Annotated in this window: 15 protein-coding genes; 7 read left to right on the forward strand and 8 right to left on the reverse strand. The window is 58.5% G+C overall.

The genetic code is table 11. The annotated features are described in order from the left end of the window. Positions 1–40 precede the first annotated feature (40 nt). Entirely contained in the window at positions 41–811 is a 771-nt protein-coding gene (locus AC2TDJ_RS03010; protein ID WP_480839097.1) for an ion channel, read from the forward strand. Here the strand turns inward: AC2TDJ_RS03010 and cobS are convergent. Continuing rightward, entirely contained in the window at positions 808–1,572 is a 765-nt protein-coding gene (cobS, locus tag AC2TDJ_RS03015; RefSeq protein ID WP_480839099.1) for an adenosylcobinamide-GDP ribazoletransferase, read from the reverse strand. The genes AC2TDJ_RS03010 and cobS overlap by 4 nt on opposite strands. Before the next feature lie 79 nt (positions 1,573–1,651). On the opposite strand from cobS, the gene cobT reads away from it, so the two are divergent. Next, the gene (gene cobT, locus AC2TDJ_RS03020; RefSeq protein WP_480839101.1) at positions 1,652–2,665 is read left to right on the forward strand and encodes a nicotinate-nucleotide--dimethylbenzimidazole phosphoribosyltransferase; all 1,014 of its coding nucleotides are present in this window, start codon (positions 1,652–1,654) and stop codon (positions 2,663–2,665) included. A 30-nt stretch (positions 2,666–2,695) separates the two neighbouring features. Here cobT and AC2TDJ_RS03025 read toward each other — a convergent pair whose 3' ends face one another. Together AC2TDJ_RS03025 and AC2TDJ_RS03030 are read right to left on the reverse strand one after the other, a co-directional pair. Continuing rightward, on the reverse strand, positions 2,696–4,579 hold the full coding sequence (locus tag AC2TDJ_RS03025) for a monovalent cation:proton antiporter-2 (CPA2) family protein (protein ID WP_480839103.1): 1,884 nt from the start codon (positions 4,577–4,579) through the stop codon (positions 2,696–2,698). Positions 4,580–4,598: 19 nt separating this feature from the next. Next, complete coding sequence (locus AC2TDJ_RS03030; RefSeq protein ID WP_480840206.1) at positions 4,599–5,054, reverse strand: Lrp/AsnC family transcriptional regulator; 456 nt, start codon at positions 5,052–5,054, stop codon at positions 4,599–4,601. Between the two features lie 147 nt (positions 5,055–5,201). Here AC2TDJ_RS03030 and hppD point away from each other — a divergent pair, with 147 nt between their 5' ends. Further along, positions 5,202–6,299 (forward strand): 4-hydroxyphenylpyruvate dioxygenase, encoded by a 1,098-nt coding sequence (gene hppD / locus AC2TDJ_RS03035; protein ID WP_480839105.1) that lies wholly within the window; start codon positions 5,202–5,204, stop codon positions 6,297–6,299. Here hppD and AC2TDJ_RS03040 read toward each other — a convergent pair. Both AC2TDJ_RS03040 and AC2TDJ_RS03045 read right to left on the reverse strand, forming a co-directional pair. Then, positions 6,236–6,943 (reverse strand): class I SAM-dependent methyltransferase, encoded by a 708-nt coding sequence (locus AC2TDJ_RS03040; protein WP_480839107.1) that lies wholly within the window; start codon positions 6,941–6,943, stop codon positions 6,236–6,238. The two genes, hppD and AC2TDJ_RS03040, sit on opposite strands and share 64 nt — an antisense overlap. Then, positions 6,936–9,026 carry a hypothetical protein gene (locus AC2TDJ_RS03045; RefSeq protein ID WP_480839109.1) on the reverse strand — a complete coding sequence of 697 codons (2,091 nt, stop codon included), beginning with the start codon at positions 9,024–9,026 and terminating at the stop codon, positions 6,936–6,938. The genes AC2TDJ_RS03040 and AC2TDJ_RS03045 overlap by 8 nt, the downstream gene beginning before the upstream one ends. Positions 9,027–9,190: 164 nt before the next feature. Here AC2TDJ_RS03045 and AC2TDJ_RS03050 point away from each other — a divergent pair, with 164 nt between their 5' ends. Beyond that, positions 9,191–9,886: an SIMPL domain-containing protein gene (locus tag AC2TDJ_RS03050; RefSeq protein ID WP_480839111.1), complete on the forward strand. Its 696-nt coding sequence runs from the start codon at positions 9,191–9,193 to the stop codon at positions 9,884–9,886. Positions 9,887–9,888: 2 nt separating this feature from the next. Here the strand turns inward: AC2TDJ_RS03050 and AC2TDJ_RS03055 are convergent, their stop codons facing one another. The 3 genes from AC2TDJ_RS03055 to AC2TDJ_RS03065 form a co-directional block, all read right to left on the reverse strand. Beyond that, the gene (locus AC2TDJ_RS03055) at positions 9,889–10,596 is read right to left on the reverse strand and encodes a GNAT family N-acetyltransferase (protein WP_480839113.1); all 708 of its coding nucleotides are present in this window, start codon (positions 10,594–10,596) and stop codon (positions 9,889–9,891) included. 3 nt (positions 10,597–10,599) lie between these two features. Continuing rightward, positions 10,600–11,892, reverse strand: a complete 1,293-nt coding sequence (locus AC2TDJ_RS03060; RefSeq protein WP_480839115.1) for an O-acetylhomoserine aminocarboxypropyltransferase/cysteine synthase family protein — start codon at positions 11,890–11,892, stop codon at positions 10,600–10,602. 72 nt (positions 11,893–11,964) lie between these two features. After that, the gene (locus AC2TDJ_RS03065) at positions 11,965–12,960 is read right to left on the reverse strand and encodes a hypothetical protein (protein WP_480839117.1); all 996 of its coding nucleotides are present in this window, start codon (positions 12,958–12,960) and stop codon (positions 11,965–11,967) included. Between the two features lie 153 nt (positions 12,961–13,113). Here AC2TDJ_RS03065 and AC2TDJ_RS03070 point away from each other — a divergent pair, with 153 nt between their 5' ends. The 3 genes from AC2TDJ_RS03070 (at position 13,114) to AC2TDJ_RS03080 (ending at position 16,123) form a co-directional block, all read left to right on the forward strand. Next, the gene (locus tag AC2TDJ_RS03070; RefSeq protein WP_480839119.1) at positions 13,114–13,746 is read left to right on the forward strand and encodes a cupin domain-containing protein; all 633 of its coding nucleotides are present in this window, start codon (positions 13,114–13,116) and stop codon (positions 13,744–13,746) included. A gap of 159 nt (positions 13,747–13,905) precedes the next feature. Continuing rightward, positions 13,906–15,240, forward strand: coding sequence for an NAD(P)-dependent oxidoreductase (locus tag AC2TDJ_RS03075; protein WP_480839120.1), 1,335 nt, complete (start codon positions 13,906–13,908; stop codon positions 15,238–15,240). 46 nt (positions 15,241–15,286) lie between these two features. Continuing rightward, positions 15,287–16,123 carry a methyltransferase domain-containing protein gene (locus AC2TDJ_RS03080; protein WP_480839121.1) on the forward strand — a complete coding sequence of 279 codons (837 nt, stop codon included), beginning with the start codon at positions 15,287–15,289 and terminating at the stop codon, positions 16,121–16,123. Positions 16,124–16,126: the final 3 nt, after the last annotated feature.

Raw genomic sequence — 16,126 nt, forward strand, 5'->3', positions numbered from 1 at the left:
TGCATTTGACGCTAATTTTCGTGCGTGCAGAGGTGGATAGATGGTCAGACTGAAGCAACTCGTCAAGTTTCTGTATATTGGGCATGACCCGGTCTCGGTCTGGTTTCGCTATGGCCTGATCCTGTTCGACGCGGTATCGATCATTTTTTTCGTGTCTACGGCAAACATTCCGCACGGACCGGGTCTTACGGCGGCCAGCTGGGGCGTGGGCCTCGTAATTCTGCTGGATTTTCTGGCACGCCTCTGGATCGCTAAAGATCGTTGGAAGCTTCTCAGAAAGATCTATACGCTTGCCGATATCGTTGTGATTACCTCGATAGTCCTCGACCCGTTTCTGACAGGTAACCTGGCGTTTCTGCGGATATTGCGGGCATTGCGGCTGATCCACTCGTATCACCTGTTGCGGGACTTGCGGCGCGACAGCCCCTTTTTCCGCACGCATGAAGATGCAGTTATCGCGGCCATAAACCTTCTGGTCTTTGTCTTTGCCACATCGACGGCTGTATTGGTTTTCTTCATCCCGGACACCAGCCAGACCCCTTATATCGACGCGCTGTATTTCACTATGGCAACGTTGACGACAACAGGGTTCGGTGACATCACCCTGCCGACCCCGGTCGGTAAGATGTTTTCCGTATTCATTATGGTGGTCGGCGTCGCGCTGTTTGTACGTCTGGCGCAAGCGATATTCATGCCTCAGAAAGTAAGGCACAAATGCCCCAGCTGCGGGCTGTATCGGCACGACCCGGATGCTGTGCACTGCAAGCATTGTGGCGGGACCCTGCGGATCGAAACCGGCGGGGTCGTCTAGATCATCGCGGACAGCGTCAGAAGAAAGGCAATCTCGGAAATGACCTGAGTGGCACCGAGAATATCACCGGTTTGCCCGCCGATTTTGGCCCTGACCAGAATGGCGACCACCGTGGCGGCAACACAAGCCCACACCAATGCGGGCAGGGCCGCCCAGCCAAGCAACAGGACGCAAAGGACAATGGCCAGCCCCAGGCCTGCGGCGACTGCCACACGCGGCGGGATGCCAACTGAATGGCTCAAGCCTGCCTGACGGGCATTCGGCAGCATTCGCATAACCACCGGCATCAACGATCGCGAAAAGAGGCAGGCCGCGAGAATGCCCGCAATCATCCCGCTTTCAAGCAGCACGGCGAGAGCGAATATCCGCAGCAATTGCGATAGGATCAGGGCAAGGACGCCATAGGTGCCGATATGGCTGTCTTTCATGATCTCCAGCCGGCGTTCGGTAGAAAACCCGCCCCACAGCCCGTCAGCGGTATCCGCCAAGCCGTCTTCGTGCATCGCCCCTGTAGTTGCGATCAGAACAGTGACGACCAATGTGGCAACGACCAGGTTCGGCAAACCTGCCGTCAACCCGACCCAGCCCACAGCGCAAGCCAGAAGACCAACGGCAAGCCCCGCCACCGGGAATGCCCATGCCGCCCGGGCCTGTCTGGCAAACACCCGTTCTGGCAGGCGAGGAAGCGGCAAGCGGGTCAGTAAGACCAAAACCAGGGGTATATCCCACCATGAAAACGGGGTGGTGTCGTTTTTGTGCACTCCCAGGCCTTTCTCGGTCTTGTTGCTTTGGCAGCATTGGTTAAACACGCAGGACCACTCTGATGCAACGAGGCTTTGAATGCTGCCCGAACTCAAAGATCTGAAAAGTTTCCGAAATGCTCTGACATCCGCGCCCGATACCAATCAGGAGGCACATCGTGCCGCGGAAGAGCGCAATGGCCAGTTGACCAAGCCTCCGGGTGCGTTGGGGCGTCTTGAAGACCTTGCGATCTGGTATGCGGGTTGGCGCGGGGACGCCCGGCCGCAGATCACTGCGCCGCAAGTGATCGTGTTTGCCGGCAATCATGGTGTCACTGCGCAGGGCGTTTCGGCATTTCCACCGGAAGTGACCGTGCAGATGGTGATGAATTTTCAGCACGGCGGGGCTGCGATCAATCAACTCGCCAAGTCTGCAGGTGCAAAAATGGACGTGCACGCGCTGGATCTGGAGCGCCCGACGGCTGATTTCACACAAGCCCCGGCACTGAGCGAGGACGAATTGCTTTCGGCTCTGCGCACGGGTTGGAACGCGGTTGACCCGCAGGCCGATTTGCTGGTGGTTGGTGAAATGGGGATCGGCAATACGACCCCAGCCGCCGCTATCGCATGTGCCCTCTTTGGTGGCGATGCCGCCGACTGGACGGGTCGGGGAACGGGGGTCGACGATGCCGGGCTCGCCAACAAGACCCGGGTCGTAGCCGAGGGCGTGGCGCTGCACGGACAAACTGACGACGGGTTGGATATTCTGCGATGTCTTGGCGGGCGAGAGATCGCGGCCATGGCGGGGGCCATCGCGGCTGCGCGCGTATTGCGGATTCCGGTCATTCTGGATGGTTTCATCTGTTCGGCTGCCGCAGCCTGCTTGGCGCGCGTTTCAGAATCCGCGCTGGATCACGCGGTCGCCGGTCATCAAAGCGCCGAGGGGGCGCATTCCGCTTTGCTTGACAAACTGGGAAAAGAGCCTCTGCTGAGCCTAGGTCTGCGACTCGGCGAGGGCTCGGGCGGCGCGCTGGCAATAAACATCCTGAAAAGCGCAGTGGCCTGCCACTCGGGCATGGCCACCTTTGCCGAGGCCGGCGTCTCGGACGGTTAACCTGCAAGCCTGACCGGAGCTGTGCCCCTGTCAGGCCGATTTCTTGGCGTGTTCTTCAGCCATTTCGAGCAGGGCGGTTTCCAGGTCTTTCTCCAGCTGCTGCGCCCGCTCGATGTACTTCTTGTTTTCGGCGGTGGGCATGCCGGGAATCCACAGCTCGGCCAGTTCGCGGACCGACATCCGGTCATGATGATAGAATGTCTGCTCAGCCTGCGCGGCCTCGTATTCACTAAGGCCGATGTTTTCCAGCACGTAACGACCGGCGCGCAATGAGCCATCGAACATCTCGCGGACAATATCGTCGGCCCCGGCCTGATACAGCTCGTATACGTGGGTGCGATCTTTCGCTCGGGCAACGATATGCAGATCCGGTCGCTGGCGTCGGGCGTAGCCAACCAGACGGGTCACCTGCTTGTGGTCGTCCATTGCAGCGACCAGAACCGAGGCTTTCTCGATTCCAGCGGCGCGCAAAAGTTCGGGCCGGGTCGGGTCGCCCAGAAATCCTTTGACGCCAAACCGCCGCATGAGCTGGATCGTTTCGATGTCGTGATCCAGCACAACGGTCTTGAAACCGCTTGCCTGTACCAGCCTGTTGACGATCTGCCCAAACCGGCCGATTCCGGCGATGATGACGGGGCCCTTCTCGTCTATCTCGTCCGGCTCGATCTTTGGGCTGCTATCGCCGATGCGGCGGCTCAGGGCATCGAAAATAATGAACAGAAGCGGAGTGATCAGCATTGTCAGTGCGATGATCATCAACAGCTTTTGCGACAAGTCCGGGGGGATGACGTTCTGCTGCGTTGAAAACGCCAGCAGGACAAATCCGAATTCACCGGCCTGCGCCAGGCCAAGCGTGAACAGCCAGTGATCGCGCCCGCGCAGTTTGAACGCCCGCCCGACGATGAACAGGATAATACCCTTGGCCATAATGACCAGCAAAGCCAGGCCGATCAGATCCAGCGGATCGGCGAAGAAATAGCCGACATCGATACCGGCCCCGACAGTGATGAAAAACAGACCCAGCAACAGACCTTTGAATGGCTCCAGATCGCTCTCCATCTCATGTCGGAATTCCGAGCTGGCCAGAACAACTCCAGCGAGGAACGCGCCCAGAGCAGGGGACAGGCCCACCAGAGTCATCAGAAAGGAAATCCCGACAACGATCATCAGCGCCAGCGCGGTATACATCTCGCGCAGGTGCGTGGAATGGATGAAGCGAAACAAGGGACGTGTCAGGTATATGCCCGCAAGAACAACGAACGCGATGGCGCCGATTGTGACCAGCGTAACGGCCCATCCCGGCAATCCCTCGACCAAAGACAAGGTTTCGTGATAGTCCGCGCCATGCGCAGCGCTGGTGCCGCGATCTATCGAGCCGTCATTTTCGATATGGGCGATTGCGGGCAGGGCCAGCAAGGGTAGGAATGCCAATATCGGGATCACGGCGATATCCTGCGTCAGCAGAACCGAAAAGGTCGCCCGCCCGCCATTTGTCTGCATCAACCCTTTTTCGGACAGGGTCTGCAGTACGATTGCCGTCGAAGACAGCGACAGCGTCAACCCAACAGCCAGAGCCACCGACCACGGATGACCCGCATAAAAGGCTACGGCTGCAATAGCCGCAGTTGACAATCCAACCTGCAAACCACCCAGTCCCAGCAATTTGTCACGCATGTCCCACAGGGCGCGAGGCTCCAGTTCGAGGCCGATCAGAAACAGCATCATGACGACACCGAATTCCGCCACATGCTGCAGGTTTTCCGTCTCGGCCCCAACCAGCCCGAGGATCGGGCCGATGGCAATTCCGGCCGCCAGATAACCCAGCACGGACCCCAATCCCAAACGCGCCGACAAGGGTACGGCAATCACAGCCGCGGCCAGGTAAATCGAAGCCTGGTAGAGGAATTCGTTCATCTTTTTCCTTCCTGTGTGCCTATGTCGGCAGAGGCGCGTCGCGTTTCAGTTGATCCATTACGATCTGGCTTTGAACCCGTGCAACTGCAGGATGCGGCAGGATCACCTCGTGAAGCAAGCTGTTGAGCGCGGATAGGTTGTCGCAATAGACGTGCAGCAGATAATCTGCCTCTCCGGTCATCGTCCAGGCGCTGCTTATCTCGGGTCGGGCGTTGACCATGCGTGCAAAGCTTGCGGATTGGTCGGGCCCGTGCGTGCCCAGATGGACCTGAATGAACCCCTGCACCTGCAACCCCAGCTTCATCGGATCCAGTCGGGCCGTATATCCGGTGATGTACCCTTCGGCCTCCAGCCTTTGGCGGCGGCGTCCGGCCTGGCTGGCCGACAGGTTCAACATCTCGCCCAATTGATGCGCCGTCAGATGTGCGTCCTTTTGCAAAGCTGACAGCAGGCGTGTGTCTGTTGCATCCAGCACGTGCGGAGATTCCTCGTGAAATAAAAGAAACATGCGGTGTTTGCGCGTACTTTAGCAGTTTACACGAAAACAACGCGCAGAAACAGCATCGAATAATGCGTATTTTTGAATCAGCAAAGAAATTCCTGTTTTCCGAGGAGACGCGCCATGGGTCCATTCCCGCATAACGCCCCGAAATCCGTCATCAGCGAAGAAAACCCCGCCGGAACCGACGGGTTTGAGTTCGTGGAATTTGCCCATCCTGACCCGCAGGAGCTGCGCGACGTATTCGCACGTATGGGGTTCGACTATGTCGGTTATCACCGCGACACGCCGTCAGTCGAACTGTGGCAGCAAGGCGATGTCACTTACATCCTGAACGCAGACCCCGACAGCTTTGCCGCGAAATTCGTGGAGGAACATGGCCCGTGCGCTCCGTCGATGGGATGGCGCGTTGTCGATGCGCAAAAGGCTTACGAGCATGCGGTCTCAAAAGGAGCAGAGCCGTATGACGCCGCCGATAAAACCATGAACGTGCCGGCCATCAAGGGCATTGGCGGTTCGCTGATCTACTTCATTGACCAGTACCACGACACCTCGCCCTACAACGAAGAGTTCGAGTGGCTCAAACAGTCCAAGCCGCGCGGCGAGGGGTTCTATTACCTTGATCACCTGACCCACAATGTCTTCAAGGGCAACATGGACAAGTGGTTCAAGTTCTACGAGGACCTGTTCAACTTCAAGGAAATCCGCTTTTTTGACATTCAGGGCAAGTTCACCGGCCTCTACAGCCGTGCGTTGACCTCACCCTGTGGTCGCATCCGCATTCCGATCAACGAGGATCGTGGCGAGACGGGTCAGATCGTGTCGTACCTGAAGAAATACAACGGTGAAGGCATTCAGCACATCGCAGTTGGCAGCGATGACATCTACGCCTCGACTGATGCGATCGCCGAAAATGGTCTGAAGTTCATGCCGGGTCCGAACGAGACCTATTACGACATGTCCTACGAACGGGTCTCGGGGCATGACGAACCCAAGGATCGGATGATGAAACATGGCATTCTGATCGATGGAGAAGGCGTCGTGGATGGAGGGGAAACCAAGATTCTTCTGCAGATCTTCTCGAAAACGGTGATCGGCCCGATCTTCTTTGAGTTTATTCAGCGCAAGGGCGATGATGGGTTTGGCGAGGGCAATTTTCAGGCTCTTTTCGAATCCATTGAGCGTGAGCAAATCGAGTCCGGCGAAATTTCGGCCGCCTGACTTTCCGTTTTGATCGCATTACCCGGCGCGCTGAAAACAATCCAGGTCCACGCGACTTTGGCGCGCCGGTTATGCGCTTGCACCGAGTCCCGGTTGGAAAGATGCTCCAACCGCAGGCCATGAGCGTTTGCCGTTCGGAGTACGTCAGGCACCGAAACGGGAAATCCCGGTCGCGTCGGTGCGCACGGACCATGGCGCAGTGAAAGAATTAATTTTCCGCTGGTTTTGAGCGCTTTGGATACCGTTCCTAAAGCACTTTCCTGATCTTCTGGTGAAAGGTGGTGAAGGACCCCTATCGCGAGGATGGCATCGTATCGTGTGCCGTTCTGACTTGCCACCGCCAAATCGGGAAGCCGGTCATCGATCCACCTGATCTTGCAGTGTGCGTATCTTTGCCGACCCGCCTCGCGAAAGGCGGCTACCGGTTCCACCGCCGTAACGCGGCTGCCGCGTTCAGACAGCCATGCCGCGTTGGCTCCTGCACCGGCCCCGACGTCCAACACCGAGCTGCCGGAGGTCGGTAAGTGGGACGCCACCGGCGACAGTACCCTTCCAGGTTTTAACCCATTGTAGGCTGCGATGAGGTCGGGCGCAGACCGTTCGTAACCCGCGATGATCTGGTCCGCGTAAACCCTGTCAGCCACGCGGCATTTTCAGCGTGACGTTCTTGCCGCGTTTTTGATAACGCAACTCGCTGTCTCCGATGGCGATCACGTTGCCGCCGTCAATCCTGTCGCCGACCTTGAGCTTCTTGTATCGACCGCTGGGCAGGCGCACCAGCGCGCGGCGATTGGCCGGCGTTCCATATACGCCGATCAAGTTAAGTTTTCGCAGGTTGATTGCGTTGTCGATCGTGGCCTGGCGGGCAACCGACGCAGTTGAAGGGATTTTTGGCGCAACCGACTTTGGCTCGAAAGACCCTGCTTCATCCCCATTTGAAACGACGTTGGCCGTGGAGCCCAAAGGCGCGCTGCCCGAGCTGGGCTTTTGTGCGGCCCGAGCGGCAAGGCTTGCTGGTCTGGGTTTCGGACGGGGCACACGTACAACCGCAAGCGCCGTCGGGGTGTGGTCGACAACGGGTCGTTCCTCGATGGATTTCGGACGTAGTTTCGGGCGCAGCGTCGCCAACTCTTCACGCGATCGACCGCCAAGCTGGCTGCGTTCGAACAGGTCCACAAGATTTTCAGGGCGGGGCCGGGGCCTGAAACCCGCCAGCCTTGGATCGGTCTCTTCGATCTCGGGTTCGCTTTCGAACCGTACCGGAGGTTCTGGGGGCTCTTTGGGCGGTGTGCCCTCGAAGACCAGAATTCCATCCGGGTTCAAGGTGCCTTCGGGGCTGGGTGTGACAAGCCCGCGTTCATCTAGATCGACAGGCTGGCCCGGAGCGCTGGGCAATGCCACCGTTTCGAAGGGAATGTCGCCGTCCAGATTATCCAATGAGGGCAGCGCGACGGCATCCTGAGACAGATCCGCTCGGTCAACGGATGCAAGATACAGCTCATCCTCATCAAGCAGCACGGGCAACTGCAACGCATCGGGTGGGGCCGGTACAGCCCCTGTGAAATCGCGGAAGACGGTTTCGGCATCAGTCCCGGGATTGATCTGTTCCGGATCAACCGCAAGTGCCTCAAGAATTGCTTCATCCGTGGGCGTAAGGGCCTCGTCCTGCTTTGATGCCGGGTCAGGGTCGACTTCGGTAACGATATCTTCGACCCGTTCCGGTTCTACTTCGAGCGCTTCAAGGATGGCCGGGTCCGTTGGTGTGAGGTTTGATTCTGTGTCTGTCGCAGTATCGGGATCTGTCGAAGGTTCGGGGAGATTGGCGACCTGAGGTTCGGGCGGCACCACGGCAGCAGGTTCTTGCTGAACCTGTTCAATCGGCAGGTCGCTATCCGGGTTTGACCGTATCAACGACCAGGCTCCAGCGACCATGCCGAGAACGACCGACGCTGCAATGGCAGGGATCGCAACTCGCTTCAGATCAAAAGATGTCTCATCGAGGTTTTCACCGATGGACTTTTCCACCGGGACCTGTGGCCGAAAATCCTCAGGCTCCACCTCGCCTGCAATTTGGTGAACGGGAACGGTTGGTTCTTCGGAGCCCGTGGTATCCTCGGTATCCTCGGTATCCTCGGTATCCTCGGTATCCTCGGTATCCTCGGTATCCTCGGTATCCTCAGTTTCCGCAGTGTCAGGCGTTGCGTCGGCTTCAGATTGATCAATCGTTGGGAATGAAGGGGCACGCTCTTCCTGCCGGAAGGGCAGATCGATGGATGGACCAGTCAGGGCGTCCCCACCGGACGTGCTGACGCAAAAGGTTCCGGGAATAAACCCGTGATCCGCCGCGAAGTCGCGCGCTTCATCCAGCGTCTGCCGGGCCACAGCCGTGACTTTCGTGACCGATCCTTCGGTGATTGTGGTGTAGGACAGTTCGTCCAGAGTATAGGGCGTAGCCTCTTCCAGCGCTTCGCGAACCTTTTGGTTCAGCTCTTCCGGGCTCAACCCCTCTGACTCGACGGTCAAAATCCGCACTTGGTCCGACGGGATGATCAACTTGCAGTTCAGATCATTTTCAATTGCGAATCCCTGATCGCGCAGCGCCCGAATCTGGTCATTCAGGTCCGGCGCATCCAGTGGCACAGATCCGATGCTGTACCAGTCGCCATCGGACTGGTGGTGCAAGGAAATCCCGTTTTCGGAAAAAGACAGCGCGAAGGCAGGTTTCATAATTCGTTGGAACCACAATTGTCAGTTTCAATGCAAACACCTTGGCATCCGCCCGGCGAGATTAGAGCAGGAACCCGCCGAGGGAAAGGAAAAGGCAAATTCTCCCCTTGCCCGGCAAAGCCCTGCCACCCCATGTATAAGGAAAGGCAAAAGGAGAGATCATCTTGAAGACACTTGCTTTTTTAGCCGCGATGACCGCTGCCGTTGCGGCGATGCCCGCCCATGCGGAAGAACGTCGCATCACCGTCAGCGGTACGGGCACGGCGCTGTCCGAGCCGGACATGGCCACCATCACGCTGGGCGTGACGAAACAGAACAAAGAGGCCTCGGCGGCGATGCAAGCGACGTCGGATGCGGTTGCGCAGGTTCTGAGCCGCCTGAACGAGTTGGGCCTTGAGGCGCGCGACATCCAGACCCGTGATCTGTCGTTGTCGCCGGTTTGGTCCGGCCGCAACAGTACGGACGGAAGCGCGCCAGAAATCACCGGGTTTGTCGCCTCGAATCGTGTGTTTGTCCGGGTGCGCGATTTGGATAGTCTGGGGCAGATCATGGATGCTGTCATCCGTGACGGCGCAAATGACTTCGGAGGTCTGAGCTTCTCGGTTCAGGATTCAAAACCGCTGGAAGCCAAGGCCCGCGCGGATGCCGTCGCGGACGCCCGTGCCAAGGCCGAGCAACTTGCGCAAGCCGCCGGAGTTACTCTGGGGTCGGTCGTCTCGATAACGGATCAGAACGGTGGCATTCGACCCGTCGCGCAAATGCGCGAAATGGCCATGGCCGACGCTGGTGGCATTCCCGTGGCTGGTGGCGAGATTTCCGTATCGGTGAATATTTCGATGGTGTTCGAAATCTCTGAATGACGTTACTCGCGGGCTCGCAGCGGGTTTAACTGCTGGCCCGATTCATCGAAATTCTCCGGCAATAGCCAGGCTTCGAACGCATCGCGGATGCGGGGCCATTCGCTGTCGATGATCGAGAACCAAGCCGTATCGCGGTTGCGGCCTTTGTAGTGGGTGGCCTGACGGAAAACACCTTCAAGGGTAAAGCCCAAACGCTCGGCCGCGCTGCGCGAGGGTGCATTCAATGCGTCGCACTTCCATTCGTATCGGCGATAACCCAATTCGTCGAAGACACGCCGCATCATCAGATACATGGTTTCGGTGGATTGCGGTTTGCGCTGCAGCAAGGGCGAGAAATGGATATGGCCCACTTCAATCGCCCCTGCTGCCGGTGCGATCCGTAGGTACGAGGCCATGCCGACCGGGGTTCCTATGGAATCCAGAACGGTGTGAAACATGGGATCGGCGTCCATGCAATTGACCTGCACCCAGTTGACGAATTCTCTTTCATTTGCAAACGGCCCATAGGGCAGATAGGTCCAGTTGCGACCGTCTACGTCTTTGGCAAACGCCCGGTACAAGCCGGGCGCATGTCGGTTCACATCCAGCGGCACGACCGAGCAGAAACGACCCTGCATCGGCGTATAGGGCGGTGTCGGACGTGGAAAGACGTCAGGTACCGCAAAGCCGATGGGTTGCCCCAAATCGTTGATATCGTGCCACGAGGTCATGCGTCACGCGCTGGCCTTGGACAGGGCCTGATCCAGGTCGGCGATCAGATCGTCCGCGTCCTCGATGCCGATGGACAGGCGCACCACGTTGGGGCTGGCTCCGGCGGCCTCTTGCTGTTCCGGCGTCAGCTGCCGGTGCGTGGTCGAAGCCGAATGGATAATCAGCGAGCGGGCATCGCCCAGGTTCGCGACATGGCTGAAGATTTCCAGCGCATTGACCAGCTTGATACAAGCGTCATAGCCACCTTTGACGGCAAAGGTGAACAAAGCACCTGCACCGCGAGGATAGTGGTTTTTCACGCGGTCGTAGTAAGGCGACGAGGGCAGGCCCGCATAAGTGACGTATTCCACGCGATCGTCAGCTTCCAGCCAGGCCGCGATTTTCTGAGCGTTTTCCACATGCCGCTCCATCCGCAGGCTCAGCGTTTCAATGCCAAGCAATGTATAGTGCGCCGCCTGGGGGTTCATTGTCATGCCCAAATCCCTCAGGCCAACAGCGATGCTGTGGAAGGTAAAGGCCAGCGGGCCGAAGGTTTCGTGGAATTTCAACCCGTGATAGGCCGGCTCCGGTTCGCTGAGCGAGGGGAACTTTTCGTTTGCCGACCAATCGAACTTGCCCGAATCAACGATACAGCCGCCGGTAACGGTGCCGTTGCCAGTCAGATATTTGGTGGTCGAATGCACGACCAAGGTGGCACCGTGCTCGATCGGGCGGCACAGGTATGGTGTGGCCGAGGTGTTGTCGACGATCAGCGGAACACCGGCCTCATCCGCCACATCTGCCAGCGCGCGGATGTCCGTGACGTAGCCACCGGGATTGGCGATGGATTCGCAGAACACCGCCCGGGTGTTTTCGTCGATGGCTGCTTTCACAGCGTCCAGATCGTCGGTGTCCACGAACTTTGCCGACCATCCGAACCGTTTGATGGTCTGGCTGAACTGCGTGACCGTGCCGCCATAAAGGCGCGTTGAGGCGATCACGTTGCAGCCCGGCCCCATCAGCGGGAACAGCGCCATGATCTGGGCAGCATGACCCGACGAGCAGCAGACAGCGCCCACGCCGCCTTCCAGCGTCGCTATGCGCTCCTGCAGCACGGCGACGGTGGGGTTGGTCAGGCGGGAATAGATGAACCCCACCTCTTGCAGGTTGAACAGGGCCGCCGCGTGGTCGGCATCGCGAAACACATAAGCCGTGGTCTGGTAGATCGGTGTCTGACGGGCCCCGGTCGCGGGGTCGGGACGGGCCCCGGCGTGAATTTGCAGCGTGTCGAAACCGTAAGTAGGGCCGTCAGACATATTGATAATCTCCTGTTGGAATGTGTGTTGTTGAATCTCTAGGCCATTGGCGAAGGTCACACAACGCTGCGTTTACCGCTGCCACAGGCCCTTTGACTTGATCGCCTTGCGGATTGCCTGCTCACGCTGGGGCAGGTTGTTCTGGTCGAACATCGCGCGGATCTTGGCGCCTTTGCCCTGAATGACGAGTTTCTTGATCGGGTCATAGGTTCGCAGTACTTTCTTGATCTTGTTCGGTGCTGCGACCGTTTCCAGCACTTCGATCACATGATCGCTTTCACGCGCGTAGAGCAGAGGGAACAGGCGATAGTGGCAGCTGATTGATCCGTCCAGCAGCCCATCGGGCAATGCATCGCGCCCACCTCCGAACGAATGGATGACCAGAGGCAGCGCCGCTTGATCCAGCCACGGGTCCAGGTTTTGTCCCGTCAACTCGGGGATTTCCTCATCCCGGATGGAGCGGGCGAAGTCCAGAAAGCGTTCGCCAAACCGGCGTGGGCATTTGTAGAAGAAATAGCCTGCGTTGAAGTACAAGTAACGCCGCCAGTAGTTCAGTGGTTGTGAAGTGTCCTTCGAGCTTTCGAAATCCAGTCCAAACCGTTCATACATGGCCCGCCAGATGCCTTCATAACCCGGACCGTAAAGTGTGGGCTTGGGCCATGTGCCATCCACTTTCAGCGACGCGCCGGGGCGGTCAAAATCAAACGGTACGTCCGTTAATTCGCCGGTGATCAGCGTGTCGCTGTCAAAGAAAACGAACGGCTCCCCCTCGGGCAGGGCTGACAGGGCTTCGATCTTGTTGCCCTGCGGATAGCTGTCGCCAAAAACCTTCGACTCGAACGGGACGATTTCAGCTCCCAGATGATCCAGAGCCTTCAGGACGTCCGCGTTTCGGATGCTGGGGTCTTGCTGCCAAAGGGGGCCGGGTTGCGGCACGGCCACCAGCAAACGGCCGGAAAACTGCGGCGAGGTGTAGCGCAGCGAAGCGGCAAACAGCACGGCTTCGAATTGCAGACGATTGTTTTGCCCGATGATGGCAACGTTGAATTTCGGGGACTTGGCCTGCATTCACGTGCTTTCTTGTTGAATATGTGGGTCGGGTCACTGCTGATCCGGAATTACAATAATGGGCATGGGTCGTCAAAACACGATCCGCGCCGAGGTTTGAAAATTCTGAATGACAAACCATGTACACAGGAGTGCTAGGTCAGGAGAACGCATATGCGGGTCAACGCAGATTTCACCAAACGAGTGGCCGTTCACTTCAACGATAACGAATGGGTCGCATCCCCCGCTGCCGGGGTCGAACGCAAGATGCTGGACAGGATCGGAGCGGAGGTGGCCCGCGCTACAACCATTGTCCGCTTTGCCCCCGGAAGCGCCTTTGATGCCCACACACATGATGGCGGAGAAGAGTATCTGGTTCTCGAAGGCGTCTTTCAGGACGAAACCGGCGATTTCCCGGTTGGCAGCTACGTTCGCAATCCGCCGACCTCGTCACACACACCCTCGGCCAGTGAGGGCGCAATCATTTTGGTGAAGCTACACCAGTTTGACCCGGCGGATCGGACAGAAGTGCGCCGCTCGATCAACGGCAAGGGCGACGTACACCTGTTTCAGGACGACCATGAGCAGGTTCAGGTTCAGGAATGGTCCGCGGGCGAGATCATCGAACTTGATGCAGCCAAAGGAATGGAAGTTTTCGTGATCAAGGGCAGCTTTTCGGAAAAGAGCGAGGAATTTTCGGCTTGGGACTGGCTGCGCCTGCCTCCGGGAACGCGGTCTGAAGCGACCGCTGGAGCGGATGGCGCCCGTGTCTGGATCAAATCCGGGCATCTTGATGGGATGCTCTGACCCAGGGATCGCCGTTTTTCAGTGCGTTTCTGCGAAAATCCGGGCCGAATTGCCCGGATTTTATATTTTTTGACCATTTGGCAAATTTTACCAATTGATAAAAAATCAGAATGTGGCAAGCTGGAGCTCATAACAAACATATCTACAGGGAGTAGAGTGATGGCACAGGGCCAGATGGCACCCGGTATCGTCTCCGGGCGGCTTTCCAGCGATGAGCTGACCTCGAATTTTTCCGATCTGCATCCGCCTCTGGCCCCGCATGAGGCGGCCGTGGCGGCGGATCGCTGCTATTTCTGCTATGACGCGCCATGCGTGACGGCCTGTCCGACGGATATCGATATTCCGTTGTTCATTCGTCAGATTCAGGCCGGGCAACCGCAGGCGGCAGGGCGCACGATCCTTGAGCAGAACATTCTGGGCGGGATGTGCGCCCGGGTCTGCCCGACGGAAACCCTCTGCGAAGAAGCCTGCGTGCGCGAGGCCGCCGAAGGAAAGCCGGTCGAAATTGGTCGCTTGCAGCGCTACTCGACCGACACGGTCATGGCCTCCGGCGAACATCCGTTCGAACGGGAAACCCCCAGCGGCAAGACAGTTGCCGTCATCGGGGCAGGGCCGGCCGGGCTCGCTTGTGCTCACCGCCTGGCCATGCTGGGCCATGACGTGGTGATCCATGAATCCAAACCCAAGGCAGGCGGTCTCAACGAATATGGAATCGCGGCGTACAAATCGACCAACGACTTCGCACAGGCCGAGGTGGACTGGCTGCTGAAAATCGGTGGTATCGCGATCGAGACCGGGTCTGTCTTGGGCGAGACAATCTCGCTGGATGGTTTGGTGGAAAACTATGACGCCGTGTTCCTTTCGATTGGACTGGCAGGGGTCAATGCACTGCGGGTTGGGGGCATGGAAAAGGATGGCGTACACCCGGCGGTCGACTTCATTTCGGATGTGCGGCAGGCCAGCGACTTGGCAGATCTGCCCGTGGGTCGAAACGTGGTGGTGATCGGTGGTGGTATGACCGCAATAGATGCGGCCGTGAAATCCAAGCTGCTGGGCGCCGAACACGTCACCATCGCCTATCGCCGAGGGCGCGATGCCATGGGTGCCAGCCGGTATGAACAGGATCTGGCAACGTCACACGGTGTTCGCATCATCTGTAACGTGCAGCCGGTGGCAGTTCACGGCAACGGGGCGGCGGCAGAGATCGAACTGGAATACACGACGAGCCAGGGCGGTAAACTGACCGGAACCGGTGAAACGGTCCGCGTACCCGCAGATCAGGTTCTGAAGGCGATCGGTCAGACGCTGGAAGGTGCGCCAGAAGGATTGGCGTTGGACGGTAACAAGATCGCTGTCGATGGCACCGGCAGGACGTCATTGGCTGGCGTCTGGGCCGGAGGGGACTGCGCCGCGGGTGGGGAAGACCTGACCGTGACGGCCGTGGCCGAAGGGAGAGATGCGGCGATGGACATCCACGCAACGCTCGTTTCGTGATAGGGTGGGGCATTCACCCCATCCCATTCGCTGCTGAGGTATTCTCATGTCCCAGATCGAACAAGCTGTCGCCCAACACTATACCACTGGTGCTCTGACCGAACGCGTGCGCGAAGCGCTCAAGGCAAGCGGGATTGATCCTGACGCGGCCACGGTCGACGACCTCAAGGCCGGTGACGAATTCCATACTGGCGGCGTTCTGGCAACGGACAACCTGTTTGCGCAGCTTTCGCCGACGCATGCGACCCGCGTTCTGGATGTTGGATGCGGCATTGGCGGTACATCGCGCTATATTGTGGATCGGTATGACTCGACGGTGACCGGAGTCGATCTGACGCCGGAGTTCATCGAAACCGCCACTGCGCTGAGCGACCTGGTCGGGCATTCCGACAAGGCCAGCTTTCATGTGGGCAGCGCGCTGGACATGCCTGTGCCGGATGCAGGGTTTGACCTGGCGGTCATGCTGCATGTCGGGATGAACATCGAAGACAAGGCCGGGCTTTTTGCCGAGGTCTCGCGGGCGCTGTCCACGGGCGGAACCTTTGCCTTGTTCGATGTCATGAGCGGAGAAGTGGACGAGCCGCTGGCTTTCCCACTTCCCTGGTCCACCGTGTCAGAGACGTCGTTCGTTCACGCGCCCGAGGTCTACAAAAACGCAGCGACAGCAGCGGGTCTTGAACTGGTGGCTGAGACCGACCGCACCGAATTTGCAATACAGTTCTTCGAGGAAGTCTTTGCAAAGATTGCCGAAACCGGTCCGGCCCCGTTGGGCATCCACCTGATGATGGGCGAAACAGCGCCCGAGAAGTTCCAAAACTACGTCACAAACCTCAGGGCCGGGCGCATTCGTCCGACCGAAATGATATTCAAGAAAACCGGCTGAGCC

This window comes from Ruegeria sp. HKCCD6647-2, assembly GCF_057221075.1.